24 protein-coding genes are annotated in these 23661 nt (G+C 66.4%); 9 read left to right on the forward strand and 15 right to left on the reverse strand.

The genetic code is table 11. The features are described 5' to 3' along the window. Positions 1-8 precede the first annotated feature (8 nt). The 5 genes from IP89_RS16665 to IP89_RS16685 form a co-directional block, all read right to left on the reverse strand. Complete coding sequence (locus tag IP89_RS16665; protein ID WP_043310740.1) at positions 9-707, reverse strand: ABC transporter permease; 699 nt, start codon at positions 705-707, stop codon at positions 9-11. A 10-nt stretch (positions 708-717) separates the two neighbouring features. Further along, positions 718-1407, reverse strand: a complete 690-nt coding sequence (locus IP89_RS16670) for an ABC transporter permease (protein ID WP_043310741.1) — start codon at positions 1405-1407, stop codon at positions 718-720. A gap of 132 nt (positions 1408-1539) precedes the next feature. Beyond that, entirely contained in the window at positions 1540-2313 is a 774-nt protein-coding gene (locus IP89_RS16675; protein ID WP_043310742.1) for an ABC transporter substrate-binding protein, read from the reverse strand. Between the two features lie 495 nt (positions 2314-2808). Further along, complete coding sequence (acs, locus tag IP89_RS16680) at positions 2809-4764, reverse strand: acetate--CoA ligase (RefSeq protein WP_043310743.1); 1956 nt, start codon at positions 4762-4764, stop codon at positions 2809-2811. A 314-nt stretch (positions 4765-5078) separates the two neighbouring features. Further along, on the reverse strand, positions 5079-6635 hold the full coding sequence (locus IP89_RS16685; protein WP_043310744.1) for a sigma-54-dependent phenylalanine hydroxylase transcriptional regulator PhhR: 1557 nt from the start codon (positions 6633-6635) through the stop codon (positions 5079-5081). Positions 6636-6894: 259 nt separating this feature from the next. On the opposite strand from IP89_RS16685, the gene phhA reads away from it, so the two are divergent. Beyond that, positions 6895-7680 carry a phenylalanine 4-monooxygenase gene (phhA, locus tag IP89_RS16690; protein ID WP_043310745.1) on the forward strand — a complete coding sequence of 262 codons (786 nt, stop codon included), beginning with the start codon at positions 6895-6897 and terminating at the stop codon, positions 7678-7680. 86 nt (positions 7681-7766) lie between these two features. Further along, positions 7767-8120 carry a 4a-hydroxytetrahydrobiopterin dehydratase gene (locus IP89_RS16695; RefSeq protein WP_043310746.1) on the forward strand — a complete coding sequence of 118 codons (354 nt, stop codon included), beginning with the start codon at positions 7767-7769 and terminating at the stop codon, positions 8118-8120. A gap of 54 nt (positions 8121-8174) precedes the next feature. Here IP89_RS16695 and IP89_RS16700 read toward each other — a convergent pair whose 3' ends face one another. Genes IP89_RS16700 through selD form a run of 3 tightly spaced genes read right to left on the reverse strand, consistent with a single transcriptional unit; the run spans position 8175 to position 10668 of the window. Then, positions 8175-8531 carry a hypothetical protein gene (locus IP89_RS16700; protein WP_043310747.1) on the reverse strand — a complete coding sequence of 119 codons (357 nt, stop codon included), beginning with the start codon at positions 8529-8531 and terminating at the stop codon, positions 8175-8177. Continuing rightward, a complete protein-coding gene (mnmH, locus tag IP89_RS16705) occupies positions 8528-9634 on the reverse strand; it encodes a tRNA 2-selenouridine(34) synthase MnmH (RefSeq protein ID WP_043310748.1) in 1107 nt (368 codons plus the stop codon). The genes IP89_RS16700 and mnmH overlap by 4 nt, the downstream gene beginning before the upstream one ends. Beyond that, a complete protein-coding gene (gene selD, locus IP89_RS16710; protein WP_043310750.1) occupies positions 9634-10668 on the reverse strand; it encodes a selenide, water dikinase SelD in 1035 nt (344 codons plus the stop codon). Before selD ends, mnmH begins: the two co-directional genes overlap by 1 nt. A gap of 251 nt (positions 10669-10919) precedes the next feature. On the opposite strand from selD, the gene IP89_RS16715 reads away from it, so the two are divergent. Genes IP89_RS16715 through phnE form a run of 4 tightly spaced genes read left to right on the forward strand, consistent with a single transcriptional unit; the run spans position 10920 to position 14150 of the window. Further along, the gene (locus IP89_RS16715; RefSeq protein WP_043310751.1) at positions 10920-11771 is read left to right on the forward strand and encodes a putative selenate ABC transporter substrate-binding protein; all 852 of its coding nucleotides are present in this window, start codon (positions 10920-10922) and stop codon (positions 11769-11771) included. Beyond that, positions 11768-12565 (forward strand): phosphonate ABC transporter ATP-binding protein, encoded by a 798-nt coding sequence (locus IP89_RS16720; RefSeq protein ID WP_043310752.1) that lies wholly within the window; start codon positions 11768-11770, stop codon positions 12563-12565. The genes IP89_RS16715 and IP89_RS16720 overlap by 4 nt, the downstream gene beginning before the upstream one ends. Beyond that, positions 12559-13386 carry an ABC transporter permease gene (locus IP89_RS16725; RefSeq protein WP_043310753.1) on the forward strand — a complete coding sequence of 276 codons (828 nt, stop codon included), beginning with the start codon at positions 12559-12561 and terminating at the stop codon, positions 13384-13386. Before IP89_RS16720 ends, IP89_RS16725 begins: the two co-directional genes overlap by 7 nt. Next, positions 13383-14150 carry a phosphonate ABC transporter, permease protein PhnE gene (phnE, locus tag IP89_RS16730; RefSeq protein WP_043310754.1) on the forward strand — a complete coding sequence of 256 codons (768 nt, stop codon included), beginning with the start codon at positions 13383-13385 and terminating at the stop codon, positions 14148-14150. The genes IP89_RS16725 and phnE overlap by 4 nt, the downstream gene beginning before the upstream one ends. Here phnE and IP89_RS16735 read toward each other — a convergent pair. From IP89_RS16735 to IP89_RS16745, 3 genes are all read right to left on the reverse strand, one after another. Further along, the gene (locus tag IP89_RS16735) at positions 14147-15118 is read right to left on the reverse strand and encodes a diguanylate cyclase (protein ID WP_052081120.1); all 972 of its coding nucleotides are present in this window, start codon (positions 15116-15118) and stop codon (positions 14147-14149) included. The genes phnE and IP89_RS16735 overlap by 4 nt on opposite strands. A gap of 135 nt (positions 15119-15253) precedes the next feature. Then, positions 15254-15667: an alternative ribosome rescue aminoacyl-tRNA hydrolase ArfB gene (gene arfB / locus IP89_RS16740; RefSeq protein ID WP_043310755.1), complete on the reverse strand. Its 414-nt coding sequence runs from the start codon at positions 15665-15667 to the stop codon at positions 15254-15256. A 70-nt stretch (positions 15668-15737) separates the two neighbouring features. Further along, a complete protein-coding gene (locus IP89_RS16745) occupies positions 15738-16166 on the reverse strand; it encodes a thioesterase family protein (protein ID WP_052081121.1) in 429 nt (142 codons plus the stop codon). 100 nt (positions 16167-16266) lie between these two features. Here IP89_RS16745 and IP89_RS16750 point away from each other — a divergent pair, with 100 nt between their 5' ends. Next, positions 16267-17235: a GlxA family transcriptional regulator gene (locus tag IP89_RS16750; RefSeq protein WP_043310757.1), complete on the forward strand. Its 969-nt coding sequence runs from the start codon at positions 16267-16269 to the stop codon at positions 17233-17235. A 27-nt stretch (positions 17236-17262) separates the two neighbouring features. Here IP89_RS16750 and IP89_RS16755 read toward each other — a convergent pair whose 3' ends face one another. The 4 genes from IP89_RS16755 to edd form a co-directional block, all read right to left on the reverse strand. Continuing rightward, positions 17263-17682 carry a VOC family protein gene (locus IP89_RS16755; protein WP_043310758.1) on the reverse strand — a complete coding sequence of 140 codons (420 nt, stop codon included), beginning with the start codon at positions 17680-17682 and terminating at the stop codon, positions 17263-17265. 10 nt (positions 17683-17692) lie between these two features. Continuing rightward, positions 17693-18118, reverse strand: a complete 426-nt coding sequence (locus IP89_RS16760; protein ID WP_043310759.1) for a YciI family protein — start codon at positions 18116-18118, stop codon at positions 17693-17695. Positions 18119-18245: 127 nt separating this feature from the next. Next, positions 18246-18959 carry a 6-phosphogluconolactonase gene (pgl, locus tag IP89_RS16765; RefSeq protein ID WP_043310760.1) on the reverse strand — a complete coding sequence of 238 codons (714 nt, stop codon included), beginning with the start codon at positions 18957-18959 and terminating at the stop codon, positions 18246-18248. Then, entirely contained in the window at positions 18956-20779 is a 1824-nt protein-coding gene (gene edd, locus IP89_RS16770; protein ID WP_043310761.1) for a phosphogluconate dehydratase, read from the reverse strand. The genes pgl and edd overlap by 4 nt, the downstream gene beginning before the upstream one ends. 139 nt (positions 20780-20918) lie before the next feature. On the opposite strand from edd, the gene IP89_RS16775 reads away from it, so the two are divergent. Both IP89_RS16775 and IP89_RS16780 read left to right on the forward strand, forming a co-directional pair. Further along, entirely contained in the window at positions 20919-21962 is a 1044-nt protein-coding gene (locus tag IP89_RS16775) for a metal-dependent hydrolase (protein WP_043310762.1), read from the forward strand. A 61-nt stretch (positions 21963-22023) separates the two neighbouring features. Then, positions 22024-23631, forward strand: a complete 1608-nt coding sequence (locus IP89_RS16780) for a methyl-accepting chemotaxis protein (RefSeq protein WP_043310763.1) — start codon at positions 22024-22026, stop codon at positions 23629-23631. The last annotated feature ends 30 nt before the right edge of the window (positions 23632-23661 follow it).

Below are 23661 nucleotides of genomic sequence, written 5' to 3' on the forward strand. Positions count from 1 at the left end.
CGCGCGGCTCAGGCCTTGCGCGGGGCCAGGTAGACCAGCCAACGGCGCTCGGCCAGTTTGAACAGGCGCACCAGAATGAAGGTCAGGCAGAGATAGAAGACACCGGCGGTGATGTAGGCCTCGAACGGCAGGTAGTACTGCGAGCTGACGGTCTTGGCAGCGCCGGTGATGTCGATCAGGGTCACCACCGAAGCCAGGCTGGTGGTGTGCAGCATCATGATCACCTCGTTGCTGTACTGCGGCAGCGCACGGCGCAGCGCGGACGGCAGGAGGATGCGGCGGTACAGCTTGAAGCGCGACATACCCATGGCCTTGGCCGCCTCGATCTCGCCGTAGGGCGTGGCCTTGAGGCTGCCGGCGAGGATTTCGGCGCTGTAGGCGCTGGTGTTGATGGCGAACGCCAGGCAGGCGCAGAAGGTGGCGTTGGACAGGTACGGCCACATGAAGCTGTCACGCACCGCCTCGAACTGGGCCAGGCCGTAGTACAGCAGGTACAGCTGCACCAGCATCGGCGTGCCACGGATCACGTAGGTGTAGAGCCAGGCCGGGAAGTTGATCGCCGGCTGCTTGGAGACGCGCATCAGCGCCAGCGGCACCGCCAGCACCAGGCCGAAGGCCAGGGCGATGGCCAGCAGCTTGAGGGTGACCAGCACACCGCCGAAGTACAGCGGCAAGCTGTCGAGTACCACGTTGTAGTCGAAAAGCATGGCAACTCCCTCAGATTTCGGCCGTCTTCACGCCGACCGAATAGCGGCGTTCGAGGTAGCGCAGCACCAGCAGGGACACACTGGTCATCGCCAGGTAGATGGCGGCTGCCAGCAGGATGTAGGTGAACGGCTCGCGGGTCGCGTCACCGGCGCTCTTGGCGCGGGCCATCATGTCCTGCAGGCCGACCAGGGAGATCAGCGCGGTGGCCTTGATCAGCACCAGCCAGTTGTTGGTGAAGCCCGGAATCGCCAGACGGATCATCTGCGGCACCAGGATGCGGAAGAACACCCGCAGCGGGCTCATGCCGTAGGCCATGCCCGCCTCGCCCTGACCCTTGGGGATGGCCATGAAGGCGCCACGGAAGGTCTCGGACAGGTAGGCACCGTAGATGAAGCCCAGGGTGCTGACGCCGGCGATGAACGGGTTGATGTCGATGTAATCCTCATAGCCCACCAGCGGGGCGATGCGGTTCACCAGGTCCTGACCGCCGTAGAAGATCAGCAGGATCAGCACCAGGTCGGGAATACCGCGGATCACGGTGGCGTAGGTCTCGCCCATCAGGGCCAGCCATTTCACGGGCGACAGGCGGAAGGATGCACCGAGCAGGCCGAGCGTGATGGCGACCGCCATCGACAGCAGCGACAACTGCACGGTGAGCCAGGCGCCGTCGAGAATGGTCGAGCCGTAGCCGTTGAACATGAAATCTATCCTCTGAAAGCAGGAGGAGCGCTCTTGCAAGGAGCGAGGGGCTTGGGGTGAGTCCGGCAGAGCGCTGCGCTCACCCGGCCCGTGCCCACCCTCCCCGACCCGGGAAGGATGGGCGCAGCGGCATTACTCGCCGTAGACGTTGAACTTGAAGTACTTGTCCTGCACGGCCTGGTACTTGCCGTTGGCGCGGATGGCCAGGATGGCAGCGCTGATCTTCTCAGCCAGGGCCTTGTCACCCTTGCGCACGGCGATGCCTTGGCCTTCACCGAAGTACTTCACGTCGGTGAAGTCCGGACCGACCAGAGCGAAGCCCTTGCCGGAGTCGGTCTTGAGGAAGCCGTCGTCGATGTTGACCACGTCAGCCAGGGTGGCGTCCAGGCGGCCGGAGGCCAGGTCCAGGAAGACTTCGTTCTGCGAGCCGTAGCGCACGATCTCGGCGCCAGCCGGAGCGAAGACGTCGGTGGCGTAGCGATCGTAGATCGAGGAGCGCTGCACGCCGATCTTCTTGCCTTTCAGGCCAGCCACGTCGGTGTACTCGCTGCCGGCTTTCATCGCCAGGCGCGCCGGGGTGGCGTAGTACTTGCCGGTGAAGTCGACCGAGCGCTTGCGCTCGTCGGTGATCGACATGGACGACAGGATGGCGTCGAACTTGCGCACTTTCAGCGCCGGGATCAGGCCGTCGAACTCCTGCTCGATCCACTGGCACTTGACCTTCATCTCTTCGCACAGGGCGTTGCCGATGTCGTAGTCGAAGCCGCTGATGCTGCCGTCCGGCTGCTTGAAGGCGAAGGGTGGGTAGGCTGCCTCGATACCGATGCGCAGCGGTTTGTCATCTGCCTGGACCAGCGCACTGAAAGCGGAAAGCGCCAGGGCGCCGAGAAGTACGATCTTCTTCATCTTGTGCTCCTACGAATTGGGTACAGCGATTGGCAGAATGAGTTCGCCATGGCCTGGGTGAATTGTAGAAAGTGTCGCCGTCTTTGCCGCCACCGAAGGGCTTGGCACGAGGGCAGGCCAAGTGGGCGGCATTCTATCGACCAGGGGTAGGTCGATATTTCTTCAAAGCGACAACAAATTACAGAAGGGCTGGAGGGGCGCGGCGCGCATATTGACAGGCCATCCAAAAGATGACCAGCAAGACAGAAAAGATAACCTGTTAATCCAGCAATAACCGCGCCATAGCTGGATAACGCAGGTTTTATCGGGCCTGCAGCACATTCCCCCTTCCCTGCCCCAGCAAACTGCGCACCGGCTTGTGTCAGCGCGCCCCGCTTTGGCGCCGAACGTTACCTACGGCGTTACCGCATCCGGGAAATATCGAGCTTGCCCTACAGACAAAAAAAGACCCCGGCTTGTGGCCGGGGTCCTGCACTTGCCGCTAAGTCAGCCCGGTCAGGCGACCTGCATGGTGCGATGAGTGTCGATGAGGTGTTGCACCACGCCAGGGTCGGCCAGCGTGGAGATATCGCCGAGGGAATCGTATTCGGCGGTGGCGATCTTGCGCAGGATACGGCGCATGATCTTGCCCGAGCGGGTCTTCGGTAGTCCCGGAGCCCACTGGATGACGTCTGGCGAGGCGATCGGGCCGATCTCCTTGCGCACCCAGTTCTTCAGTTCCTGACGCAGCTGCTCGGAGGTTTCCTCGCCTGCATTCAGGGTTACGTAAACATAGATGCCCTGCCCCTTGATGTCGTGCGGCACGCCGACCACGGCGGCCTCGGCGACTTTCGGGTGGGCGACCATGGCACTCTCGATCTCGGCGGTACCCATGCGGTGGCCGGAGACGTTGAGCACGTCATCCACGCGGCCGGTGATCCACCAGTAGCCATCCTCGTCGCGGCGCGCACCGTCGCCGGTGAAGTACATGCCACGGAAGGTCTTGAAGTAGGTGTCGACGAAGCGGTCGTGGTCGCCGTACAGGGTACGCGCCTGGCCCGGCCAGGAGTCGATGATCACCAGGTTGCCTTCTGCAGGCCCCTCGATCAGGTTGCCCAGGTTATCGACCAGCGCCGGCTGCACGCCGAAGAACGGGCGAGTGGCCGAGCCCGGCTTGAGCGCGGTAGCGCCCGGCAGCGGGCTGATCAGCACGCCACCGGTCTCGGTCTGCCACCAGGTGTCGACGATCGGGCAGCGCTCGCGGCCGACGTTCTCGTGGTACCAGTGCCAGGCTTCCGGGTTGATCGGCTCGCCCACCGAGCCAAGCAGGCGCAGGCTGGAGCCATCGGCGCCCTCCACGGCGGCCTTGCCCTCGGCCATCATGGCGCGAATGGCGGTCGGCGCGGTGTAGAGGATGTTGACCTTGTGCTTGTCGATGATCTTGGCGACACGGGTCACGTCCGGGTAGTTCGGCACACCCTCGAACAGCAGGGTGGTGGCGCCGTTGGCCAGCGGGCCGTAGACGATATAGCTGTGGCCGGTGACCCAGCCCACGTCGGCGGTGCACCAGTAGACTTCGCCCGGCTTGTAGTCGAACACCCGCTCGTGGGTCAGCGCGGCGTACACCAGGTAGCCGCCGGTGGTGTGCAGCACGCCCTTCGGCTTGCCGGTGGAGCCGGAGGTGTAGAGGATGAACAGCGCCTCTTCGGCGCCCATTTCCTTCGGCGCGCAGACGCTGCCGGCCACTTTCATCAGGTCCTCGAACCAGATGTCGCGATGCTGGTTCCACTTGATGTCGGAACCGGTGCGCTTGACCACGATGACCTTCTGGATGCTGCGGGTCTCGGGGTTGGTCAGGGCGTCGTCGACGTTGGCCTTCAGCGGCACCTTCTTGCCGCCGCGCAGGCCTTCGTCGGCGGTGATCACCACCTTGGACTGGCAGTCGATGATGCGGCCAGCCAGGGCCTCCGGCGAGAAGCCGCCGAACACCACGGAGTGGATGGCGCCGATGCGCGCACAGGCCAGCATGGCGACCACGGCTTCCGGGATCATCGGCATGTAGATGGTCACCACGTCGCCGCGGTGCACGTCCTGGCCACGCAGGGCGTTGGCGAACTTACAGACCTGCTCGTGCAGCTGGCGGTAGGTGATTTCCTTGTGCTCGGACGGGTTGTCACCTTCCCAGATGATCGCGAGCTGGTCGCCGCGCTCGGCCAGGTGACGGTCCAGGCAGTTGGCCGAGACGTTGAGGGTGCCGTCGGCAAACCACTTGATGTCGACATGGTGATCGTCGAAGGAGGTCTGCTTGACCTTGGTGAAGGGCTTGATCCAGTCGATGCGCTTGGCCTGTTCGCGCCAGAAGCCGTCCGGGTTGATCACCGACTGCTGGTACATGGCCTTGTAGGTGGCCTCGTCGGTCAGGGTGTGGGCGGCAGCCTCGGGGCGCACCGGGTAGAGAGAAGCAGCAGTCATGGATTACCTCGAGGGCGTTGTTTTTGTATGTGCCCTTTTGTATCCCCCGACTCCCAGTGGGGCCATTCGACCATGGTCTTACCGCTCTAAGACCATGGTCTCAGACGCTGCCCGGCCCCGGATATCGCGCGCAACCTGATCGAATCCCAGGGCTGATGCGCAGGCAAAAAAAAGGCGACCGAGAGAGGTCGCCAGTAAGCTCATTCCGGGGAGGAATGTCAGAAACGCAGTCCGACTCGCAGGATTCGGACATGACTCATTATGGTCCCGCTCCGCTGCTGCCGACATTGCACCAAAGTCGCATAAGCCGGCGCCTAGGACTCCTTACCCAAGCCATGCTGACGCAGCTTGTTGGCGATGGTGGTGTGCGAAACACCGAGGCGCTTGCCGAGCAGGCGGCTGCTCGGATGTTCGGCGTACAGACGCTCCAATACCGCCTTCTCGAAGCGGCCGAGGATGGTGTCCAGGTCGCCCTCGGTGGAGAACTCGCCGAGCGGCTGCGGCGCGCCGTAATCCGGCAGGCGGATATGCTCAGCCTTCACCACGCCGCCGTCGCACAGCGACACGGCCTGGAACAGCACGTTCTCCAGCTGACGCACGTTGCCCGGCCAGTGGTAGTGCGCCATGCGCTCGAAAGCTTGCGGCGCCAGCTTGGGCAGCGCGCAGCCGATCTGCCGGCTGGCCGAATCGAGGAAATGCTCGACCAGCGGCGCCAGACCATCCAGGCATTCGCGCAGCGGCGGAATATGCAGGCTGAGCACGTTCAAGCGGTGATAGAGATCCTGACGAAACTCGCCGCGGGCGCACAGTTCGGACAGGTCGACCTGGGTGGCGCAGATCACCCGCACATCCAGGTACACCTCCTCGTCGCTGCCGACCCGGCGGAAGCAGCCGTCCTGCAGGAAACGCAGCAGCTTGGCCTGCAGGCGTGGGCTCATCTCACCGACACCATCGAGGAACAAGGTGCCGCCGGCCGTCAGCTCCAGCAGGCCGAGTTTGCCTTCCGGGCGCGCGCCTTCGAAAGCGCCTGGGCCGTAACCGAACAGCTCGGTCTCGGCCATGGATTCCGGCAACCCGGCGCAGTTCAGCGCCATGAACGGCGCCTGGCCGCGCGGGCTGGCCAGGTGGCAGGCGCGGGCCAGCAGCTCCTTGCCGGTGCCGGTTTCGCCCTCGATCAGCAGCGGTGCATCCAGCGGCGCCATGCGCCGCGCCTCGCGCACCACGGCGGCCATCACCTTGGAGCTCTGGAAGATCGAATCGAAGCCACGCAGTTCGTGCTTGCGCACGTTGTAGATGCGTTCGCCGACGCGGTCGGCGCGGTGCAAGGTGAGCACGGCGCCGGCCAGCGCCTCGTTCTCGTCGAACTCGGATTGCAGCGGGGCGATATCGGCGAGGAACACGTCGCCCTTCACTTTCACCCGCAGACCGTTGATCCGCGCCTTGTTGGCACGCACCAGTTCGGGCAGGTCGAAGTCGTCGATGTAGCGCGACAGGGCCATCCCCGGCACCTCGTCGACGCGCACACCGAGCAGCTGCGCGGCACTGCGGTTGGCGGCGACGATGCTGCCGCCCATGTCGATGGACAGCACCGGGAAATCCAGGGCGCCGAGCAGCGCATTGAGCTCCAGGTGCCGGCGCTCGCTGGGCATCAGGCCGACGCGCTTGACGCCGAACACCCCGGCGATGGCCTCCAGCTTCGGGCGCAGGGCCTGGAACTGCAGGTTGATCAGGTTCGGGCAGTACAGGTAGATGGCGTTGCCCTGCTCGCCGCCGACTTCGCCGCGGGCGACGTTGATGCCGTAATCGACCAGCAGGTTGAGGATGTCGCGCAGGATGCCGACGCGGTTCTGGCAGTGGACCTTGATTCGCACGGTAATCGACCCTGATGTTGTTATTGGCGCGGGTCGCGGCCGTTTTTTTCGCAAGGCGGCCGCTAATTTCCGTCAAGAATATGTGACATTTTCGAATTACGACAAGACTGACCCTGGCCGCATGCGCCAACTCGTAATCAATTCTTTACAACCTGCAGCCCCATAACCGCACCATTACCCACCTTCGCCTGCTGCCTCGCCCGTCGACTCGCGGTATTGCTTGATCCATACAACAACACTCCCACGAGGAGGCGAGGCGATGAAAACCACGCAGTACGTGGCCCGGCAACCGGACGAAGATGGCTTTATCCACTATTCGGACACCGAGCATCAGGTGTGGCACACCCTGATCACCCGGCAGATGAAGGTGCTCGAAGGCCGCGCCTGCCAGGAGTACCTCGACGGCCTCGAACGCCTCGCCCTGCCCTTCGAGCGCATCCCGCAGCTCGGCGAGATCAACCGGGTACTCGGCGCCAGCACCGGCTGGCAAGTCGCCCGGGTACCGGCACTGATCCCCTTCCAGACCTTCTTCGAGCTGCTCGCCAGCAAACGCTTCCCGGTGGCCACCTTCATCCGCACCCCGGAAGAGCTGGACTACCTGCAGGAGCCGGACATCTTCCACGAGATATTCGGCCACTGCCCGCTGCTGACCAACCCCTGGTTCGCCGAGTTCACCCACACCTACGGCAAGCTCGGCCTGGCTGCGAGCAAGGAGCAGCGCGTGTACCTGGCGCGGCTGTACTGGATGACCATCGAGTTCGGCCTGGTCGACACGCCCCAGGGCCGGCGCATCTATGGCGGCGGCATCCTCTCCTCGCCCAAGGAGACGGTCTACAGCTTGTCCAACGAGCCCGAGCACCAGGTGTTCGACCCGCTTGAAGCGATGCGCACGCCGTATCGCATCGACATACTGCAACCGCTGTACTTCGTGCTGCCGGACCTCAAGCGCCTGTTCGATCTGGCCCATCAGGACATCATGGGCCTGGTGCAGCAGGCCACGGCGCTCGGCCTGCACGCGCCGAAGTTTCCGCCCAAGGCGGCGTAGCAAGCACCGCGCGCCAAATTCTCTTGGTGGACAACCCCGCTGGGCGTTGTCCACCCTACGAACATTCCCGACTTCAGGAGCACCTCATGTCCCTCGCCCAAGCCCAATGCGAAGCCTGCCGCGCCGATGCGCCACACGTCTCGGACGAGGAGCTGGCCAGCCTGATCCGCGAGATTCCTGACTGGAACATCGAGACCCGCGATGGCCACATGGAGCTGGAACGGGTCTACCTGTTCAAGAACTTCCGCCACGCCCTGGCCTTCACCAACGCGGTGGGCGCCATCGCCGAGGAAGTCGGCCACCACCCCGACCTGCTGACCCAGTGGGGCAAGGTCACCGTGACCTGGTGGAGCCACGAGATGAAGGGCCTGCACCGCAACGACTTCATCATGGCCGCGCGCACCGATGTGCTGGCGGCCAGCGCCGAAGGGCGCAAGTAATCCAGCGCAAATGAAAACGCCGCCCGAGGGCGGCGTTTTCATGGGCAACCAGGATCAGTCGAGCTGGTCGTCGCGGATCAATACATAGCTGGTATCGGCGCGGTCATAGACGTAATACATCTCCACCTGCAGGCCACGCACCACGGCCACGTAGTCGCCCGGCTCGGCGACGAAATGCTGGCCGCTGTCGGCCTTGGCCTCGCACTCGATAAGGGCGGTGACGAACAGCGCCGGATCGCTGTCGTCGAAGTAGTCCTCGCGCTCGGCGGCGTCCCACTCGCCCGGCGCCTCGAAGGCCCCCTCGATGACGATGCGAGCATCGCCCAGCTCCAGCTCCTCGGCATCCGGGTCATTCTCGTCCGGGCGGTAGACGGTGCAGTCCAGCACGTCCGGGTGGTTTTTCAGGCTCATGCTTGGCTCCGTGATTTGCGGTCTTGCAGATAGGCCAGCACGGCATCGTGCTCGCCGGCGAATTCAATGCGCGCGGACTTGCTCTCGCGCTGGTAGACGTACATCGGGTCGTAGTACTCGCGGAGCAGCCCCTCGATCCAGCCACGGTGCGTGTCCACCAAGCCGTCGCGCTGCTGCTCGTCCAGCGCCTGCTGCAGGATGGCACGCAGGCGCTGGTAGCGCTCGCCACCCAGGCGTTTCTGGATATTGTCCATGCTCTGCAACATGCGCTGGGCGAACAGGGCGAAGCCGCTCTCCTCGCCATGCTCGCGAACGAACTCGGCGGCCAGGTCGATTACGTAGTCCTTGAGGATGCGCTCGACGCGACCCTCGACGCTATCCTCCAGCCACACCATGGGGTGCTGCTGCATGCCCTGGTGCAGCGCCAGTGGCAGCGAGCAGGTGCCGATCAGACGGCTCTCGTCCTCCAGCACGAACTGCTGCTGACCAGCCGCGCGACGCTTGAGCAGGTCGACGGCCAGGCGGTTCTCGAAGTCGATCTGCGACGGCTGGCCGGTAGCGCGCTTGCCGAAGCTGGAGCCGCGATGATTGGCATGGCCTTCGAGATCGACGCTATTGCGGAGCTGCGCCACCACCTCGGTCTTGCCGGTGCCGGTCATGCCGCCCACCACCACGAAATCGCACTCGGCAACGGCGCTGTCCAGCGTCTCGATCAGGAAGGTACGCATGGCCTTGTAGCCGCCGATCACCCGCGGATACTCGACCCCGGCTTCCTTCAGCCACTGCTGGACGATCTGCGAGCGCAGGCCGCCGCGGAAGCAGTACAGGTAACCCTCGGGGTGAGCCTTGGCGAAGGCCGCCCAGGCCTCGATGCGCGCCGCCTTGATCTTGCCGGAGACCAGCTGGTGGCCCAGTTCGATGGCAGCCTGCTGGCCGTGCTGCTTGTAGCAGGTGCCGACCTTCTGCCGTTCGATGTCGGTCATCAGCGGCAGGCTGACCGTGTGCGGGAAGGCGCCCTTGGTGAATTCCACCGGGGCGCGCATATCCATCATCGGCAAGTCGCCCAGGAAGATTTCGCGGTAGTCGGCGGTGTTGTCGCGCATCACAGCACCTCTACCGCGTGGCTCTGTCGCTCGACCAGTTGGCCGATGGCAGACAGCTGCAAGCCCAGCTCGGCCGCCACGGCGAGGAACTCGGCCTCGCCCTCCGGCGCCACGGCCACCAGCAGGCCGCCACTGGTCTGCGGGTCGCACAGCAGGTGCTGCTGCTCCTCGGAGATCGGCGCAATCTTCTCGCCGTAGCTGTCGAAGTTGCGCAGGGTGCCACCGGGCACGCAGCCCTCGGCCAGGTAGTGCTCGACACCCGGCAGGCGCGGCACGCTGGCGTACACCAGCTGGGCGGTCAGGCCGGCGCCATCGGCCATCTCCACCAGATGACCGAGCAGGCCGAATCCGGTGACGTCGGTCATCGCCTGCACACCGGCCAGCTTGCCAAAGCGCGCGCCGGGCTTGTTCAGGGTGCACATCCAGTCGCGCGCCAGGCCCACGTCCTGCTCGCGCAGCTTGGCCTTCTTCTCGGCGGTGGTGAGGATGCCGATGCCCAGCGGCTTGGTCAGGTACAGCTTGCAGCCGGCCGTGGCAGTGTCGTTGCGCTTCATGTGCTTCTTCTCGACCACGCCGGTCACGGCCAGGCCGAAGATCGGCTCCGGCGCATCGATCGAGTGGCCGCCGGCCAGCGGGATGCCAGCGGCGTCACACACCGCACGGCCGCCACGGATCACCTCGCGGGCCACCTCGGCCGGCAGCAGATTAACCGGCCAGCCGAGGATGGCGATGGCCATCAACGGATCACCGCCCATGGCGTAGATATCGCTGATCGCGTTGGTCGCGGCGATGCGGCCGAAGTCGAAGGGATCGTCGACGATGGGCATGAAGAAGTCGGTGGTGGAGACCACGCCACGCTCCTCGTCCAGGGCATAGACCGCCGCATCGTCCTTGGAGGCGTTGCCGACCCACAGCTTGGGGTCGAGATTCTGCGCGCCGCTGCCAGCCAGGATCACCTCCAGCACCTTGGGGGAAATCTTGCAGCCGCAACCGGCGCCGTGGCTGTACTGGGTCAAACGGATCGGCTCGCTCATCGGCAACGCTCTCGGCAAATCGGAAAACAGGCCGCGGATTCTAGCAAAGCTGTTCTTTGCCCCGGTCGCTCATATAATCGCGCGCTTTCAACTTTACTCATGGGGCGCGCGAGCGGCTGAAGGGCTAGGCGCCCGGAGCGGAGCAACCGGAGTGGGCTGTAGCCCATGAGGATTGCGAGCACCGCGCAACGCAGCCATTCTGTCGCGCAGCCGTCCCCAAGCCTTTTCCGCTATTGAACCGGAGAATCCTTATGCTCAAGCGCATCCTGGCCCTGACCGCCGGCCTGACCCTGTCCCTGTCCGCCCTGACCAGCCACGCCGCCGACGTGCTCAAGGTCAGCGCCATCCCCGACGAGGCCCCCACCGAGCTGCTGCGCAAGTTCAAGCCGCTGGGCGAGTATCTGGAGCAGCAACTCGGCATGAAGGTCGAGTTCGTCCCGGTGGCCGACTACCCGGCAGTGGTCGAGGCCCTGGCCACCGACCGCCTGGACATGGCCTGGCTGGGCGGCTTCACCTTCGTCCAGGTGCGCCTGAAGACCGGCAACGCCATCCCGCTGGTACAGCGCGAGCAGGATGCCCAGTTCACCAGCAAGTTCATCACCGCCAACCCGGACGTGAAGTCGCTGGCCGACCTCAAGGGCAAGACCTTCGCCTTCGGCTCCATCTCCTCCACCTCCGGCAGCCTGATGCCGCGCTACTTCATGCTCAAGGACGGCATCAAGCCGGAAAGCTACTTCAGCCGCATCGGCTACTCCGGCGCGCATGACGCCACTGCTGCCTGGGTGCAGGCCGGCAAGGTCGACGGCGGCGTGCTCAATGCCAGCGTGTGGGACAAGCTGGTCGCCGCCGGCAAGGTCGACACCAACAAGGTCAAGGTCTTCGCCACCACCCCGGCCTACTACGACTACAACTGGACCGTGCGTGGCACCCTCGACCCGGTCCTGGCCGAGAAGATCAAAAAGGCCTTCCTCGCCCTCGATCCGGCCAACCCGCAGCACAAGGCGATTCTCGACCTGCAGGCCGCCAGCCGCTTTATCGAGACCAAGCCGGAGAACTACAAGGGCATCGAGGACGCCGCCCGCGCCGCCGACCTGCTGAAATGAGCCTGCGCCTCACCGGCGCGGCCCTGCAGCACGGCAACGGAGTCCACGCCGTGCGCGGCGTGGACCTGGTCATCGCCAGCGGCGAACGGGTCGCCATCATCGGCCCGTCCGGCGCCGGCAAGTCCAGCCTGCTCAACCTGCTCGCCGCCGCCCTGCGTCCCTCTGCCGGCACGGTCGAGCTGCTTGGCGCGCAGCCCTGGCAACTCTCCGCCGGCGCGCGCCAGCGCCTGCGTACGCGCATCGGCCTGATCCACCAGGCACCACCATTGCCACCGCGGCAGCGGGTGGTCACCGCCGTGCTGGCCGGCAAGCTCGGCCAGTGGGGGCTGGGCAAGAGCCTGCTCAACCTGCTGCACCCCGTCGATGTTCCCGGCGCCAGGGAAGTGCTCGCCCGCCTGGACCTGACCGACAAGCTGTTCGCCCAGTGCCAGCAGCTCTCTGGTGGCCAGCTGCAGCGTGTCGGCATCGCCCGCGCGCTATACCAGGCTCCCGAGCTGCTGCTGGCCGACGAGCCGGTGTCGGCCATGGACCCGGTACTGGCCGACCACACCCTGAGCGTACTCTGCCGGCATGCCGAGGCCCATAGCGTGACCCTGGTCGCCAGCCTGCATGCGGTGGACCTGGCCCTGGCGCACTTCCCGCGCATCGTCGGGGTGCGCGACGGCCTGATCGCTTTCGATCGTCCGGCCGGCGAAGTCACCCAGGACTTGCTCGACGCTCTCTATGCCAACGAGCAGTTGGTCTCGCCGCAGGCGCCGGCGGTGACGCTGACCCTGCAGATCCCACGATGCTGAGAACCGACAGCCGCGACCCCGCCGCCCTGCCCCGCCTGCTACTGACGGTGCTAGCCGTGGCCCTGTTGTGGCCGGGTATCCAGCTCGCCGAGCTGAACCCCGGCGTGCTGCTGCAGGCCGACAGCCAGAGCGAGATGGGCCGCTTCGTCGCCGCTTTCTGGCCACCAGCGCATAACGCCGACTTCCTCGATCTACTACTGCAGGCCACCCTGCAGACCCTGGCCATCGCCACCGCCGGCATGGCCCTGGCGCTGCTGGTGGCGATACCGGCAGGACTGGCCGCCAGTCGTGGTCTGTCACTGTCAGCGGCCTCGCGCGGCGGCCGCCCGAGTGCGCTGGGCCAGGCCCTGCGCTGGCCGGTACGCGGCCTGCTGATCTTCCTGCGCAGCGTGCCGGAGATCGTGTGGGCCCTGCTGTTCGTCCGCGCCGTCGGCCTCGGCCCCACCGCCGGGGTGCTGGCCATCGCCATCACCTACGCCGGCATGCTCGGCAAGGTCTATGCGGAAATCCTCGAGTCGGTCGACCAGCGCCCCATGCACGCCCTGCTGCAAAGCGGCAGCGGCCGCCTGGCCGCCTTCGTCTACGGCCTGCTGCCGAATGCCGCCGCCGAGCTGACCTCCTACACCGTGTACCGCTGGGAATGCGCGATCCGCGCCTCGGTGGTGATGGGCTTCGTCGGTGCCGGTGGCCTGGGCCAGCAGATCGACCTGTCGCTGCGCATGTTCGCCGGCGGCGAGGTGGCCAGCATGCTGCTGACCTTCCTCCTCCTGGTGTTGCTGGCCGACGCACTGAGCCGCGTACTGCGTGGGAGGCTGGCATGAACAGGCTGGTCAACCTCGCCCTGCTATTGGCGATCCTCGCCGCCGTCGTCGCGTCCTTCAGCTACCTGGGCCTGGACCTGGCCGCACTGGGGCAAGCGGACAACCTGGGGCACATGGCCGATTACGCCTCGCGCTTCCTGCAGCCGGACCTGAGCGGCGGGCATCTGCTGGCCATCGGCCGTGGCGCCCTGGAGACCCTGGCCATGTCGGCCCTCGGCACTCTGCTCGCCGCTGTGCTCGGCCTGCTCCTGGCGCTGCCGGCAGCTAGGCGCTTCGGCGGCCTGGCCCAAGGTCTGGTGCGCCTGTTGCTCAATGGCCTGCGGGCAATTCCGGAACTGGTGTGGGCAGCGCTGATGGTGCTGGCCGCCGGCCTCGGCCCCAATGCCGGCACCCTGGCCCTGGCGCTGCACACCGCTGGCGTGCTGGGGCGACTGTTCGCCGAGGCGTTGGAAAACACCCCCACCGCGCCGGCCGAGGCGATCCGCCTGCAAGGCGGCGGCCAGGTCGCGGCCTTCTGCTACGGCACCCTGCCCAATCTGTGGCCGCAGCTCTTGGCCTACTCGCTGTACCGCTGGGAAAACAACATCCGCATGGCCAGCGTGCTCGGCTTCGTCGGCGCCGGCGGCCTGGGGCAGATGCTCTACGTCAGCCTCAGCCTGTTCCAGGAGGCACAGGCCAGCACGGTGATCCTGGCCATGCTGGTGCTGGTGTTCGCCGTGGACGCACTGAGCGGCTGGACGCGTCAGCGCTGGGTGCGCGCCTAGGCCTGGTAGGCGTCCTGCTGGTCGCCACCGCAATGGCCGTGCAGCAGGCGGTCGCGCCCTTGCTGCTTGGCCTGGTAGAGCAAGCGGTCGACCGCCTCGATAAAGGCCAGCGGCGAGTCGCCGGCCTCGGGAATGATGGTGCCGACACCCAGGCTGACGGTCACCAGCTGCGCCACGTTGGACTGCTCATGGGCGATCTGCTGCTTGCGCACCAGCTTGCGGCAGCGCTCGGCGATCTTCTTCGCCGACTCGCCGTCGGTCTCCGGCAGCACCAGCACGAATTCTTCGCCACCGTAGCGCGCCACGCAGTCACGCGGGCGCGCCGCCGCGCCCTGCAGGGCCTGGCCGATGCGTTTGAGGCAATCGTCGCCCTTGATGTGGCCATAGTGGTCGTTGAACTGCTTGAAGAAGTCGATATCCAGCAGGATCAGCGACAGCGGCCGGCGCGTGCGCTGGGCGTTGCCCCATTCGATGTCGAGGATCGAGTCGAACATGCGCCGGTTGTTGATGCCGGTCAGGCCGTCCTTGTAGGAGTACTCCTCCAGCTGCTTCTGCAGGGCCAGCAGCTGCTCCTCGGTCTTCTTGCGCTCGCTGATGTCGAACATGAAGCCGACCAGCGCCTCGGTCTCGCCATTGGCGTCGCGCATCACGTGTACCACGTCGCGAATCCACACGTAGTCGCCGTCCTTGGTCAGCGCGCGGTAATCGGCCTCATGGTCGATGCCGCTCTGCGACTGGGCAATGCAGAAGTTGACCACGCGCTCGCGGTCTTCCTCGTGGATGCGCTCGGCCCAGTCGTTGGCGCTGATCCAGCTCTGCTGGGTCCAGCCCAGCAGCGGCTCGATCTGCGGGCCGATATAGGCGAAGGTCATGGTCTTCCAGTCGATCTTCCAGGGAATCGCCTTGGTCGACTCCAGCAGGGTCTTGTAGACCGCGCTGTCGCTTACCGCATTGTTCGTGTCACTCACCGCAGCTCTCCTGGTTGATCGGCACCGATCCGCCCGCCATACCGCCAGACATGGCCAGATGCGCCATGCCTTCGCTTATACACAGGCAAATCGAGCAGTAGCAATTGGCTATCCACGCCGCCGACGAAGGGTGGTCTAGAAGTCCACCTTGCCGCGCCCGGCCTTGATCGCGCCGCGCTTGCTCTTGCCTTCCAGGCGGCGCTTCTTCGAGCCCAGGGTGGGCTTGGTCGGGCGCCGTGCCTTCTCGGTCTTGCCGGCGCTGCGGATCAGCTCGGCCAGGCGTTCCAGAGCATCAGTGCGGTTCTGCTCCTGGGTGCGGTACTGCTGGGCCTTGATGATTACCACGCCGCCCTCGGTGATGCGGCTGTCACGCAGCTCCAGCAGGCGTTCCTTGTAGAACGGCGGCAGCGACGAGGCCTGGCTGTCGAAACGCAGGTGCACGGCGCTGGAGACCTTGTTGACGTTCTGTCCGCCGGCGCCCTGGGCGCGGATGGCGGTCAGCTCGACCTCATCATCAGGCAGGTGGACGGAGTTGGAGATCACCAGCATTGCGGGGGCCAGAAACGGCTGAGGGGCGCTCAGGATAACTCGGCGCCCCGCCATTGCCGACCACGAATGCTTACAGCCAGCGGAAATCCTCGGTGCGCACAGCGGCTTCCATGGCGGCCTTGAGCCCAGGCGGCGGCGCAGTGACCTTGCGCGTCTCCAGGCTGAACCAGGCGGCGCTGGTGACCACCCGCGCGCACAACTCGCCCTTGGGGTTGAGCACCTCGTTGACCATGGTGAACTTGGCGCCATCCTCGCTCAGCGCAGCGACCTTCATGCCCACGCTGAAGTGCTGCAGCAGGCGTAGCTCCTTGCGATACTCGACGCGATCCTCGAACACCACCGGGCCCATGCGGGCCTCGGCGAAGGCCTGCGGAGTGAAGCCCGCCTCGGCCAGAAACAGGAAGCGCGCCTGGGCGGCGTAGTCCAGGTAGCGGGAGTTCTTCAGGTGGGCGTTGGAATCCAGGTCGGCCCAGGTCACCTGGAAATCGAAAGCGGTCATGGTGGCGCTCCTCATGGTTGGTAAGTCCATGCTAGAAGCGCCGCCATTCATGCGTGAGGGGCAAATGGGACATACAAACGGGGCAAACGGGACATCGGCGGTGCGCACCGCCATCCTCTGCCTGGACAACACCCTGGCCAGCACGGTGTTCGGCCCGCTGGACATCCTCAGCCAGGCTGGCCAGCTGTGGAATGCCCTGTGCCGGCGCAACCCGGAGCCGACCTTCGACGTGCAGCTGGTGTCGCTGGACGGCGCCCCCGTGCGCAGCCTCAACGGCCCGCCGATCGTGGTGCAGGGCGCGCTGGCCGATGGCGACTGGCAGCTGGTACTGCTTTCCGCCGCCCATGTGGCGCCCTCGTCCGCCGACAACAGCGCGCTGTCCGCTGCCCTGCGCGAGCAGCATCAGCGCGGCGCGGTGCTGGCGAGCATCTGCACCGGCGCCTTCGCTCTGGCCGAGGCCGGCCTACTGGATGGCCGCGAGGCCACCACCCACTGGGGTTTCGTCGAGCTGTTCCGCCGGCGCTTTCCGCAGGTGCTGCTGCAGCCGGAGCAGCTGGTGACCCACAGCGAGCGGCTGTTCTGCTCCGGCGGTTTCCATGCCTACCAGGACCTGTGTCTGCGCCTGATCGAGCACTTCTGCGACTTCGAGCGTGCCGAGCAGACCGCCCGCGCCCTGGTGCTGCAGGGCGAGCGCCCATCGCAGCTGCCGTACAAGCGCTTCGACCTGCACAAGCAGCATCAGGACGCGGCGATCCGCCGGGTGCAGGAACATATCGAGGCGCACTACGCGCAGGCGCTGGGCAATGCCGAACTGGCCGCCCTCGCCCACCTCAGCGAGCGCCAGTTCAAGCGGCGCTTCCAGGCTGCCGTGGGTGAAACCGCGCCGCAGTACCTGCAGCGGGTGCGGGTGGAGATGGCCAAGCAGGAGCTGCGCAGCTCCCGCGAGCCAGTGGAGCGGATTGCAGGCCAGGTCGGCTACAGCGACGCGGCCTTCTTCCGCCAGGTATTCCGCCGCCACACCGGGCTGATCCCGCAGGACTACCGGCGCAAGATGCAGCGCAGCGCCTGAGCGATCAGCCGTGATCGTGGACTCTGATCAGGACGGCTGGCAGTCGCCGGAGAAGTTGATCATCCACGGCACGCCGAAGCGATCGGTGAGCATGGCGAAGCCCTCGGCCCAGAAGGTCTTCTGCAACTCCATCTGCACCGAACCTTGAGCCGCCAGCTCGCGATAAAGGCGCTCGGCATGCGCCATGTCGTCGGCCTGGATCGACATATGGCAACCCTTGACCCCGTCGTAGGGATCGCCGGGCATGGTGTCCGAACCCATCAGCAACTGGCCGCCGACATTCAGGCCGGCGTGCATGGTGCGGTCGCGGTGCTCGGCGGGTAGCTCGCCGCAGTCCGGGTTGTCACCGAAGGGCAGCACCATCAGCTCACCGCCGAACACCTGCTGGTAGAAGCGGAAGGCCTCGGCGCACTGGCCGTCGAAGATCAGGTAGGCATGGATGTTCATCGCGCATTCCTCACTGTTCGCTGGCGATCTGCGCGCGCAGGCGTTCTTCCTGCTCGCGCAGCTCGGGGGTGAACTCAGCGCCAAAGTCCTCAGCTTCGAAGATCTGGCGGATCTCGATCTCCGAGTCGCCCGGCATCGGGTTGGGGCAACGCTTGACCCACTCGATGCACTCGGCTAGCGAGGCCACTTCCCACAGCCAGAAGCCGGCGATCAACTCCTTGGTCTCGGCGAACGGGCCGTCGATCACGCTGCGGTTGGCACCGGAGAAGCGTACCCGCGCGCCGCGGCTGCTCGGATGCAGGCCTTCGCCGGCCTTCATCACGCCGGCCGCGACCAGCTCCTCGTTGTATTGGCCCATGGCCGCCAGCAGCTCCTCGCTGGGCATGACACCGGCTTCCGAATCGGCAGTGGCCTTGACTATCACCATGAAACGCATCGTCCTTCTCCTTGTCTTGGCGGGTACGCCAGGTGGCGCCCCAAGCTTGGTTGATGAACCCTGACAGAGGGTTCTGTCCCTTAGTCGTGCGGCGTTTCGGCAATTCGACAGGTCACCGAAAAAATTTTCAGGGGCTCCAGTGCAACTGCAGCGGCGCCTTGAGCAACGCGCGGATCGGCAGCTCGTGGGCCTCCCCCGGCCGCAACGCGCGGGCCAGGGTCTCCAGCTTAGCCGGCCCCTGGATCGCCAGCAGGCTCAGGCGCGCGCCGGCCAGCAGCGGCAGGGTCAGGCTCAGGCGCTCATGCGGCGCAGCAGGCGCCTGCATCGGCAGCACCGCATGCGGGCAGTCCGCGCGCAGTGCTTCATCCAGCAGAGGGCTGTGCGGGAACAGCGAAGCGGTGTGGCCATCGTCGCCCATGCCCAGCACCAGCACGTCGATGGGCGGCAGCCCGGCGATCACCTGATCGGCCAGCCGTGCGGCCTCTTCAAGATTCGGCGCCGGGTGGCACAGGCCGACCATGCTGGCCTCGGCCGCCGCGCCCTGCAGCAGGTGACGGCGCACCAGCGCCTCGTTGCTGTTGGCATCCTCGAGTGGCACCCAGCGCTCGTCGGCCAGACCGACCTGCACCTGCTTCCATGGCAGTTGCTCCCGCGCCAGACGCTCGAAGAAAGCCACCGGGCTACGCCCGCCGGAGACCACCAGCAACGCCCGCCCGCGCTCGTCGATTGCCAGCCGCAGAGCCTCGGCCACCCGCAGCGCCAGGCCCTCGGCCAGCTGCGTTGCGGCCTCGTACTGATAGCCGGTCACACCGAGCGGCATCTGCAGCGAGGCGAGAGTCATCGCAATGCCACCAGGCTGGCGGTGAAGGCGCTGGCACCCTCTTCCGCCGCGCTGAAGCTGGCGCGCATGAAGGCGAACAGCTCGCGGCCGGTACCGATCTCCGCCGGCGGCGGCGCCACCGCCTCGCGCACGGCGAAGTCACCGGCGTCGACCAGCACCTGCAGCTCGCCGGTGCGGCCGTCGACGCGAATCATGTCGCCATCGCGCACCCGCGCCAGCGGGCCGCCATCGAAGGCCTCGGGGCAAACGTGGATGGCCGCCGGAATCTTGCCAGAGGCGCCGGACATGCGCCCGTCGGTGACCAGCGCCACCTTGTAGCCACGATCCTGCAGCACGCCGAGGAACGGGGTGAGCTTGTGCAGCTCGGGCATGCCGTTGCAGCGCGGGCCCTGGAAGCGCACCACAGCGACGAAGTCGCGGTCCAGCTCACCGGCCTGAAAGGCCTCGGCCAGCGCCTGCTGGTCATGGAACACTCGCGCCGGCGCCTCGATCACATGGCGCTCGGGAGCCACGGCCGAGAGCTTCATCACCCCGCGTCCGAGGTTGCCATCGAGCAGGCGCAGGCCACCCTCGGGCGAGAACGGCCTTGCCACCGGGCGCAGGATGTTCTCGTCCAGGCTGGTGGCCGCCCCCTCACGCCAGACCAGGCGCTCGCCCTCAAGGAACGGCTCCTGGGTGTAGCGGCGCAGACCCTGGCCGGCGACGGTGGCGACGTCCTCGTGCAGCAGGCCGGCATCGAGCAGCTCGCGGATCAGCACGGCGGTGCCGCCGGCGGCGTGGAAGTGATTGATGTCGGCCTTGCCGTTGGGATAGACGTGGGCCAGGGTCGGCACCACTTCGGACAGTTCGGCCATGTCTTGCCAGGTCAGCTGGATGCCAGCGGCCTGGGCGATGGCCGGCAGGTGCAGGGTGTGGTTGGTCGAGCCGCCGGTGGCGTGCAGCGCCACCACGGCGTTGATCAGGCAGCGCTCGTCGACGATCTGCGCCAGCGGCAGGAACTGCCCGCCCTGGCGGGTCAGACGGGTCACCTGCTGCGCCGCCTCGCGGGTCAGCGCGTCGCGCAGCGGCGTGTTGGGGTTGACGAAGGAGGCACCGGGCAAGTGCAGGCCCATGATCTCCATGAGCATCTGGTTGGTGTTGGCGGTGCCGTAAAAGGTGCAGGTGCCGGGGCTGTGGTAGGCGGCCATTTCCGAGGCGAGCAGCTCGTCGCGGCTGGCCTTGCCCTCGGCATAGCGCTCGCGCACCTCGGCCTTCTCCTTGTTGGACAGCCCCGAGGGCATCGGCCCGGCCGGCACGAACAGCATCGGCAGGTGGCCGAAGCGCAACGCGCCGATCAGCAGGCCGGGGACGATCTTGTCGCACACGCCCAGGCACAGCGCGGCGTCGAACATGTTGTGCGACAGCGCCACGGCGGTGCCCATGGCGATGGTCTCGCGGCTGGCGATGCCGATCTCCATGCCCGGCTCGCCCTGGGTCACGCCATCGCACATGGCCGGCACCCCGCCGGCCACCTGGCCGACCGAGCCGACCTCGTGCAGCGCGGCCTTGATCCGCTGCGGGTAATCCTCGTAGGGCTGGTGCGCCGAGAGCATGTCGTTGTAGGCGGTGACGATGGCCACATTGGCCGCATCCGGCAGGCGCAGGGTCTGCTTGTCCGCCCCGCTGCAGCCGGCCACGCCATGGGCGAAGTTGGCGCACTGCAGCTTGCCGCGCTGCGGCCCTTGGTCGGCGGCCGCGGCGATCATCGCCAGGTAGCGCTGACGGGTAGCGCGGCTACGCTCGATCAGGCGCTCGGTGACTTCGAGAACGCGGGGATGCATGAAATCGGCTCCTCAGGCTTTGCTATTGCGACACTGTAACCCCGCGCGCGGTTGAAATCTTTCGTCGGAATTTCCCGACTGCCGCCGCGCGCCCACCAGCGCTAACGTAGCTGCCTGATTTTGCCTCGCGAGACACACGATGGATTCGCTTACCCAGGCGGTACTCGGCGCCAGCATCCAGGGCGCCCTGCTCGGCCGCTGGCAAGGCCGCCGCGCCCTGCTTTACGGCGCCATGCTCGGCACCCTGCCCGACCTCGACGTGATCATCGACTACGGCGACGCCGTGGCCGACATGACCTACCACCGCGGCTTCAGCCACTCGCTGCTGGTGCTCAGCCTGCTGGCCGTGGCGATCACCCTGCTGGCGCGCTGGCTGCGGCCCAACCCGGCCTATTCGACGCGACGATTGTTCTTCGCTGTCTGGCTGGCGTTGATCACCCATCCGCTGCTCGATGCCTTCACCAGCTACGGCACCCAGCTGTTCTGGCCGCTGCAGACGCCGCCGATCGCCTGGTCGTCGATCTTCATCATCGACCCGCTGTACACCGTGCCGCTGCTGGTGGCGGTGGTGGTCGGCCTGGTTCGCGGCCTGCGCGATAAACCGCAGTGGCTGGCGATCACCGCGCTGTGCCTGTCCAGCGTCTATCTGGCCAGCACTCTGGCCGGCAAGTGGATGGCCGAGCAGCGCGTGCAGGACGTGCTGGCCGAGCGCGGCATCCAGGCCGACACCCTGTTCAGCACGCCGACGCCGCTCAACAGCCTGCTGTGGCGGGTCACGGTGATCGATGGCAAGGATTACCACGAGGCGCTGGTCGGCTGGTTCGATGACCAGCCGCCACGCCTGGAGCGCATCCCGCGCGGTAGCGAGCTGGCCGAGGTGCTGCGCGACTCGCCGCAGCACCAGCGCCTGCAGTGGTTCACCCACGGCGTGCTGCGCTACGACCAGATCGGCGACGAACTGATCGTCACCGACCTGCGCCTGGGCATGACCGGCTTCCACCCGTTCCGCTTCGTCATGGCCGAGCGGCAGGACGGGCGCTGGCAGGTCTCGCCCTGGGTCGAGCGCCTGCCCTTCAGCCGCGGCAGCCCGGAACACATGCTGGTGCTCTGGCAGCGCATCTGGAACCCGCACCAGCCGGTGCAGCTGCTGGCCTGGGCCAAGGCCCTGCAGGACAAGCCCTGACTCACCCCTGCCGCCTCTGGACTAGGCTTGACGAACAGTCGACCGAGACAGAGGCAGCAGCATGAATATCCGCCAGAAAATGATCGCCTGCGGCGCCATCAGCGTGGTCGCCGCCGCCCTGCTCGGCGGCGTGGGCTACTGGGGCCAGGTGCGCCTGGCCGAGGTGCTGGTCAGCAGCGAGCTGAGCGTCACCGCCCTGCGCAACCACCTGGAGGGCGACATGATGCACGACGCCCTGCGCGCCGACGTGCTGGCCGCCTTCTACGCGCCGCCGGGCGACACGGCCGCCGCCGAGCAGGTGCGCAGCGATCTGCGCGAGCACAGCCAGTGGTTCCAGCGCACCATGGCTGCCAATGCCGAGCTGCCGCTGAGCACGGACATCCGCAACGCCATCGGCCAGTCGCAACCGGCGCTCAACGCCTACATCGCCCAGGCCGAGCGCATCGTCGATCTGGCCTTGAGCGACCCAACCACGGCGCGCGCCGAAATGCCGGCCTTCGTCAGCAGCTTCGAGGAGTTGGAAGCCAAGAACGAGGCACTCAGCGAGCTGATCGAACAGCAGGCCACTCAGGTTCGCGAGGACAGCGAGCAGACCACCCAGCACGCCGCCTGGCTGCTGATCGGCGGCATCCTGCTGGTCTGCCTGCTATTGGGCCTGGTCACCAGCCACCTGATGTCCAGCGTGCTGCGCCCGCTGGGCAAGACCATCGCCGTGGCCCGCGCGATCGCCCAGGGCAACCTGCGCAGCACCATCCAGATCGACAGCAACGACGAAGCCGGCCAGTTGCAGCAGTCGCTGGCCGACATGCAGAACAACCTGCGGCAGATGATCGACACCATCCGCAGCGAGAGCGAACTGCTGCAGAGCACCGCGCAGCAGCTCAGTGGCGCCTCGCAGAGCATCGTGCACAGCGCCCGCGAGGAGTCGGACAACGCCACCAGCATGGCCGCAGCCATGGAGCAGATGATCCACAACATCGCGCAGATCGCCGATCACGCGCGCAACGCTCAGGGCATTTCCTCGCAGTCCGAGCACCTGGCCAGCAACGGCGGCCAGGTGATCCTCGGCGTGGTCGACGGCATGAACCGCATCGCCGAGGCAGTCAACGAGTCGTCCACCACCATCACCGCGCTGGGCCAATCCTCCGAGGAGATTCATTCGATCATCCAGGTGATCAACAGCATCGCCGAGCAGACCAACCTGCTCGCGCTCAACGCCGCCATCGAAGCGGCGCGGGCTGGCGAGGCCGGGCGCGGCTTCGCCGTGGTGGCCGACGAGGTGCGCAACCTGGCCTCGCGCACCGCGCAGTCGACCCAGGAGATCAGCGCCATGATCGAACGCATCCGCAGCAGCACAGCGCAGGCGGTGAGCAGCATGCAGGCTGGAGTGGCGCGGGTCAGCGACGGCGTCACGCTGGCACGCCAGGCTGGCGACTCGATCAACGAGATTCGCGGCGGCGCGCACCGTGCGGCCGAGGTGGTGGAGGAGATTTCCCACACCATCGGCGAGCAGAGCAAGGCCAGCAGCGAGGTGGCCCAACGCGTCGAGCAGATCGCCCGCATGTCGCAGCAGAACAGCCAGACCGTGGACGAGCTGGCAGCCGCCGCGCAGCACCTAGATCGGGTTGCGCGCAATATGCAGAGCTCGGTGCTGCAGTTCCAGACCTGAAGTGGACAGACAGAAAAAAGCCCGGCCTAG

The sequence above is a fragment of the Pseudomonas sp. ML96 genome (genome assembly GCF_000761545.1).
Taxonomy (GTDB): domain Bacteria; phylum Pseudomonadota; class Gammaproteobacteria; order Pseudomonadales; family Pseudomonadaceae; genus Aquipseudomonas.

Coding starts and splice junctions, on each gene's coding strand:
- IP89_RS16665 (WP_043310740.1), bottom strand. CDS start 707: ATGCTTTTCGACTACAACGTGGTACTCGACAGCTTGCCGCTGTACTTC.
- IP89_RS16670 (WP_043310741.1), bottom strand. CDS start 1,407: ATGTTCAACGGCTACGGCTCGACCATTCTCGACGGCGCCTGGCTCACC.
- IP89_RS16675 (WP_043310742.1), bottom strand. CDS start 2,313: ATGAAGAAGATCGTACTTCTCGGCGCCCTGGCGCTTTCCGCTTTCAGT.
- acs (WP_043310743.1), bottom strand. CDS start 4,764: ATGACTGCTGCTTCTCTCTACCCGGTGCGCCCCGAGGCTGCCGCCCAC.
- phhA (WP_043310745.1), top strand. CDS start 6,895: ATGAAAACCACGCAGTACGTGGCCCGGCAACCGGACGAAGATGGCTTT.
- IP89_RS16695 (WP_043310746.1), top strand. CDS start 7,767: ATGTCCCTCGCCCAAGCCCAATGCGAAGCCTGCCGCGCCGATGCGCCA.
- IP89_RS16700 (WP_043310747.1), bottom strand. CDS start 8,531: ATGAGCCTGAAAAACCACCCGGACGTGCTGGACTGCACCGTCTACCGC.
- mnmH (WP_043310748.1), bottom strand. CDS start 9,634: ATGCGCGACAACACCGCCGACTACCGCGAAATCTTCCTGGGCGACTTG.
- selD (WP_043310750.1), bottom strand. CDS start 10,668: ATGAGCGAGCCGATCCGTTTGACCCAGTACAGCCACGGCGCCGGTTGC.
- IP89_RS16715 (WP_043310751.1), top strand. CDS start 10,920: ATGCTCAAGCGCATCCTGGCCCTGACCGCCGGCCTGACCCTGTCCCTG.
- IP89_RS16720 (WP_043310752.1), top strand. CDS start 11,768: ATGAGCCTGCGCCTCACCGGCGCGGCCCTGCAGCACGGCAACGGAGTC.
- IP89_RS16725 (WP_043310753.1), top strand. CDS start 12,559: ATGCTGAGAACCGACAGCCGCGACCCCGCCGCCCTGCCCCGCCTGCTA.
- phnE (WP_043310754.1), top strand. CDS start 13,383: ATGAACAGGCTGGTCAACCTCGCCCTGCTATTGGCGATCCTCGCCGCC.
- arfB (WP_043310755.1), bottom strand. CDS start 15,667: ATGCTGGTGATCTCCAACTCCGTCCACCTGCCTGATGATGAGGTCGAG.
- IP89_RS16745 (WP_052081121.1), bottom strand. CDS start 16,166: ATGACCGCTTTCGATTTCCAGGTGACCTGGGCCGACCTGGATTCCAAC.
- IP89_RS16755 (WP_043310758.1), bottom strand. CDS start 17,682: ATGAACATCCATGCCTACCTGATCTTCGACGGCCAGTGCGCCGAGGCC.
- IP89_RS16760 (WP_043310759.1), bottom strand. CDS start 18,118: ATGCGTTTCATGGTGATAGTCAAGGCCACTGCCGATTCGGAAGCCGGT.
- pgl (WP_043310760.1), bottom strand. CDS start 18,959: ATGACTCTCGCCTCGCTGCAGATGCCGCTCGGTGTGACCGGCTATCAG.
- edd (WP_043310761.1), bottom strand. CDS start 20,779: ATGCATCCCCGCGTTCTCGAAGTCACCGAGCGCCTGATCGAGCGTAGC.
- IP89_RS16775 (WP_043310762.1), top strand. CDS start 20,919: ATGGATTCGCTTACCCAGGCGGTACTCGGCGCCAGCATCCAGGGCGCC.
- IP89_RS16780 (WP_043310763.1), top strand. CDS start 22,024: ATGAATATCCGCCAGAAAATGATCGCCTGCGGCGCCATCAGCGTGGTC.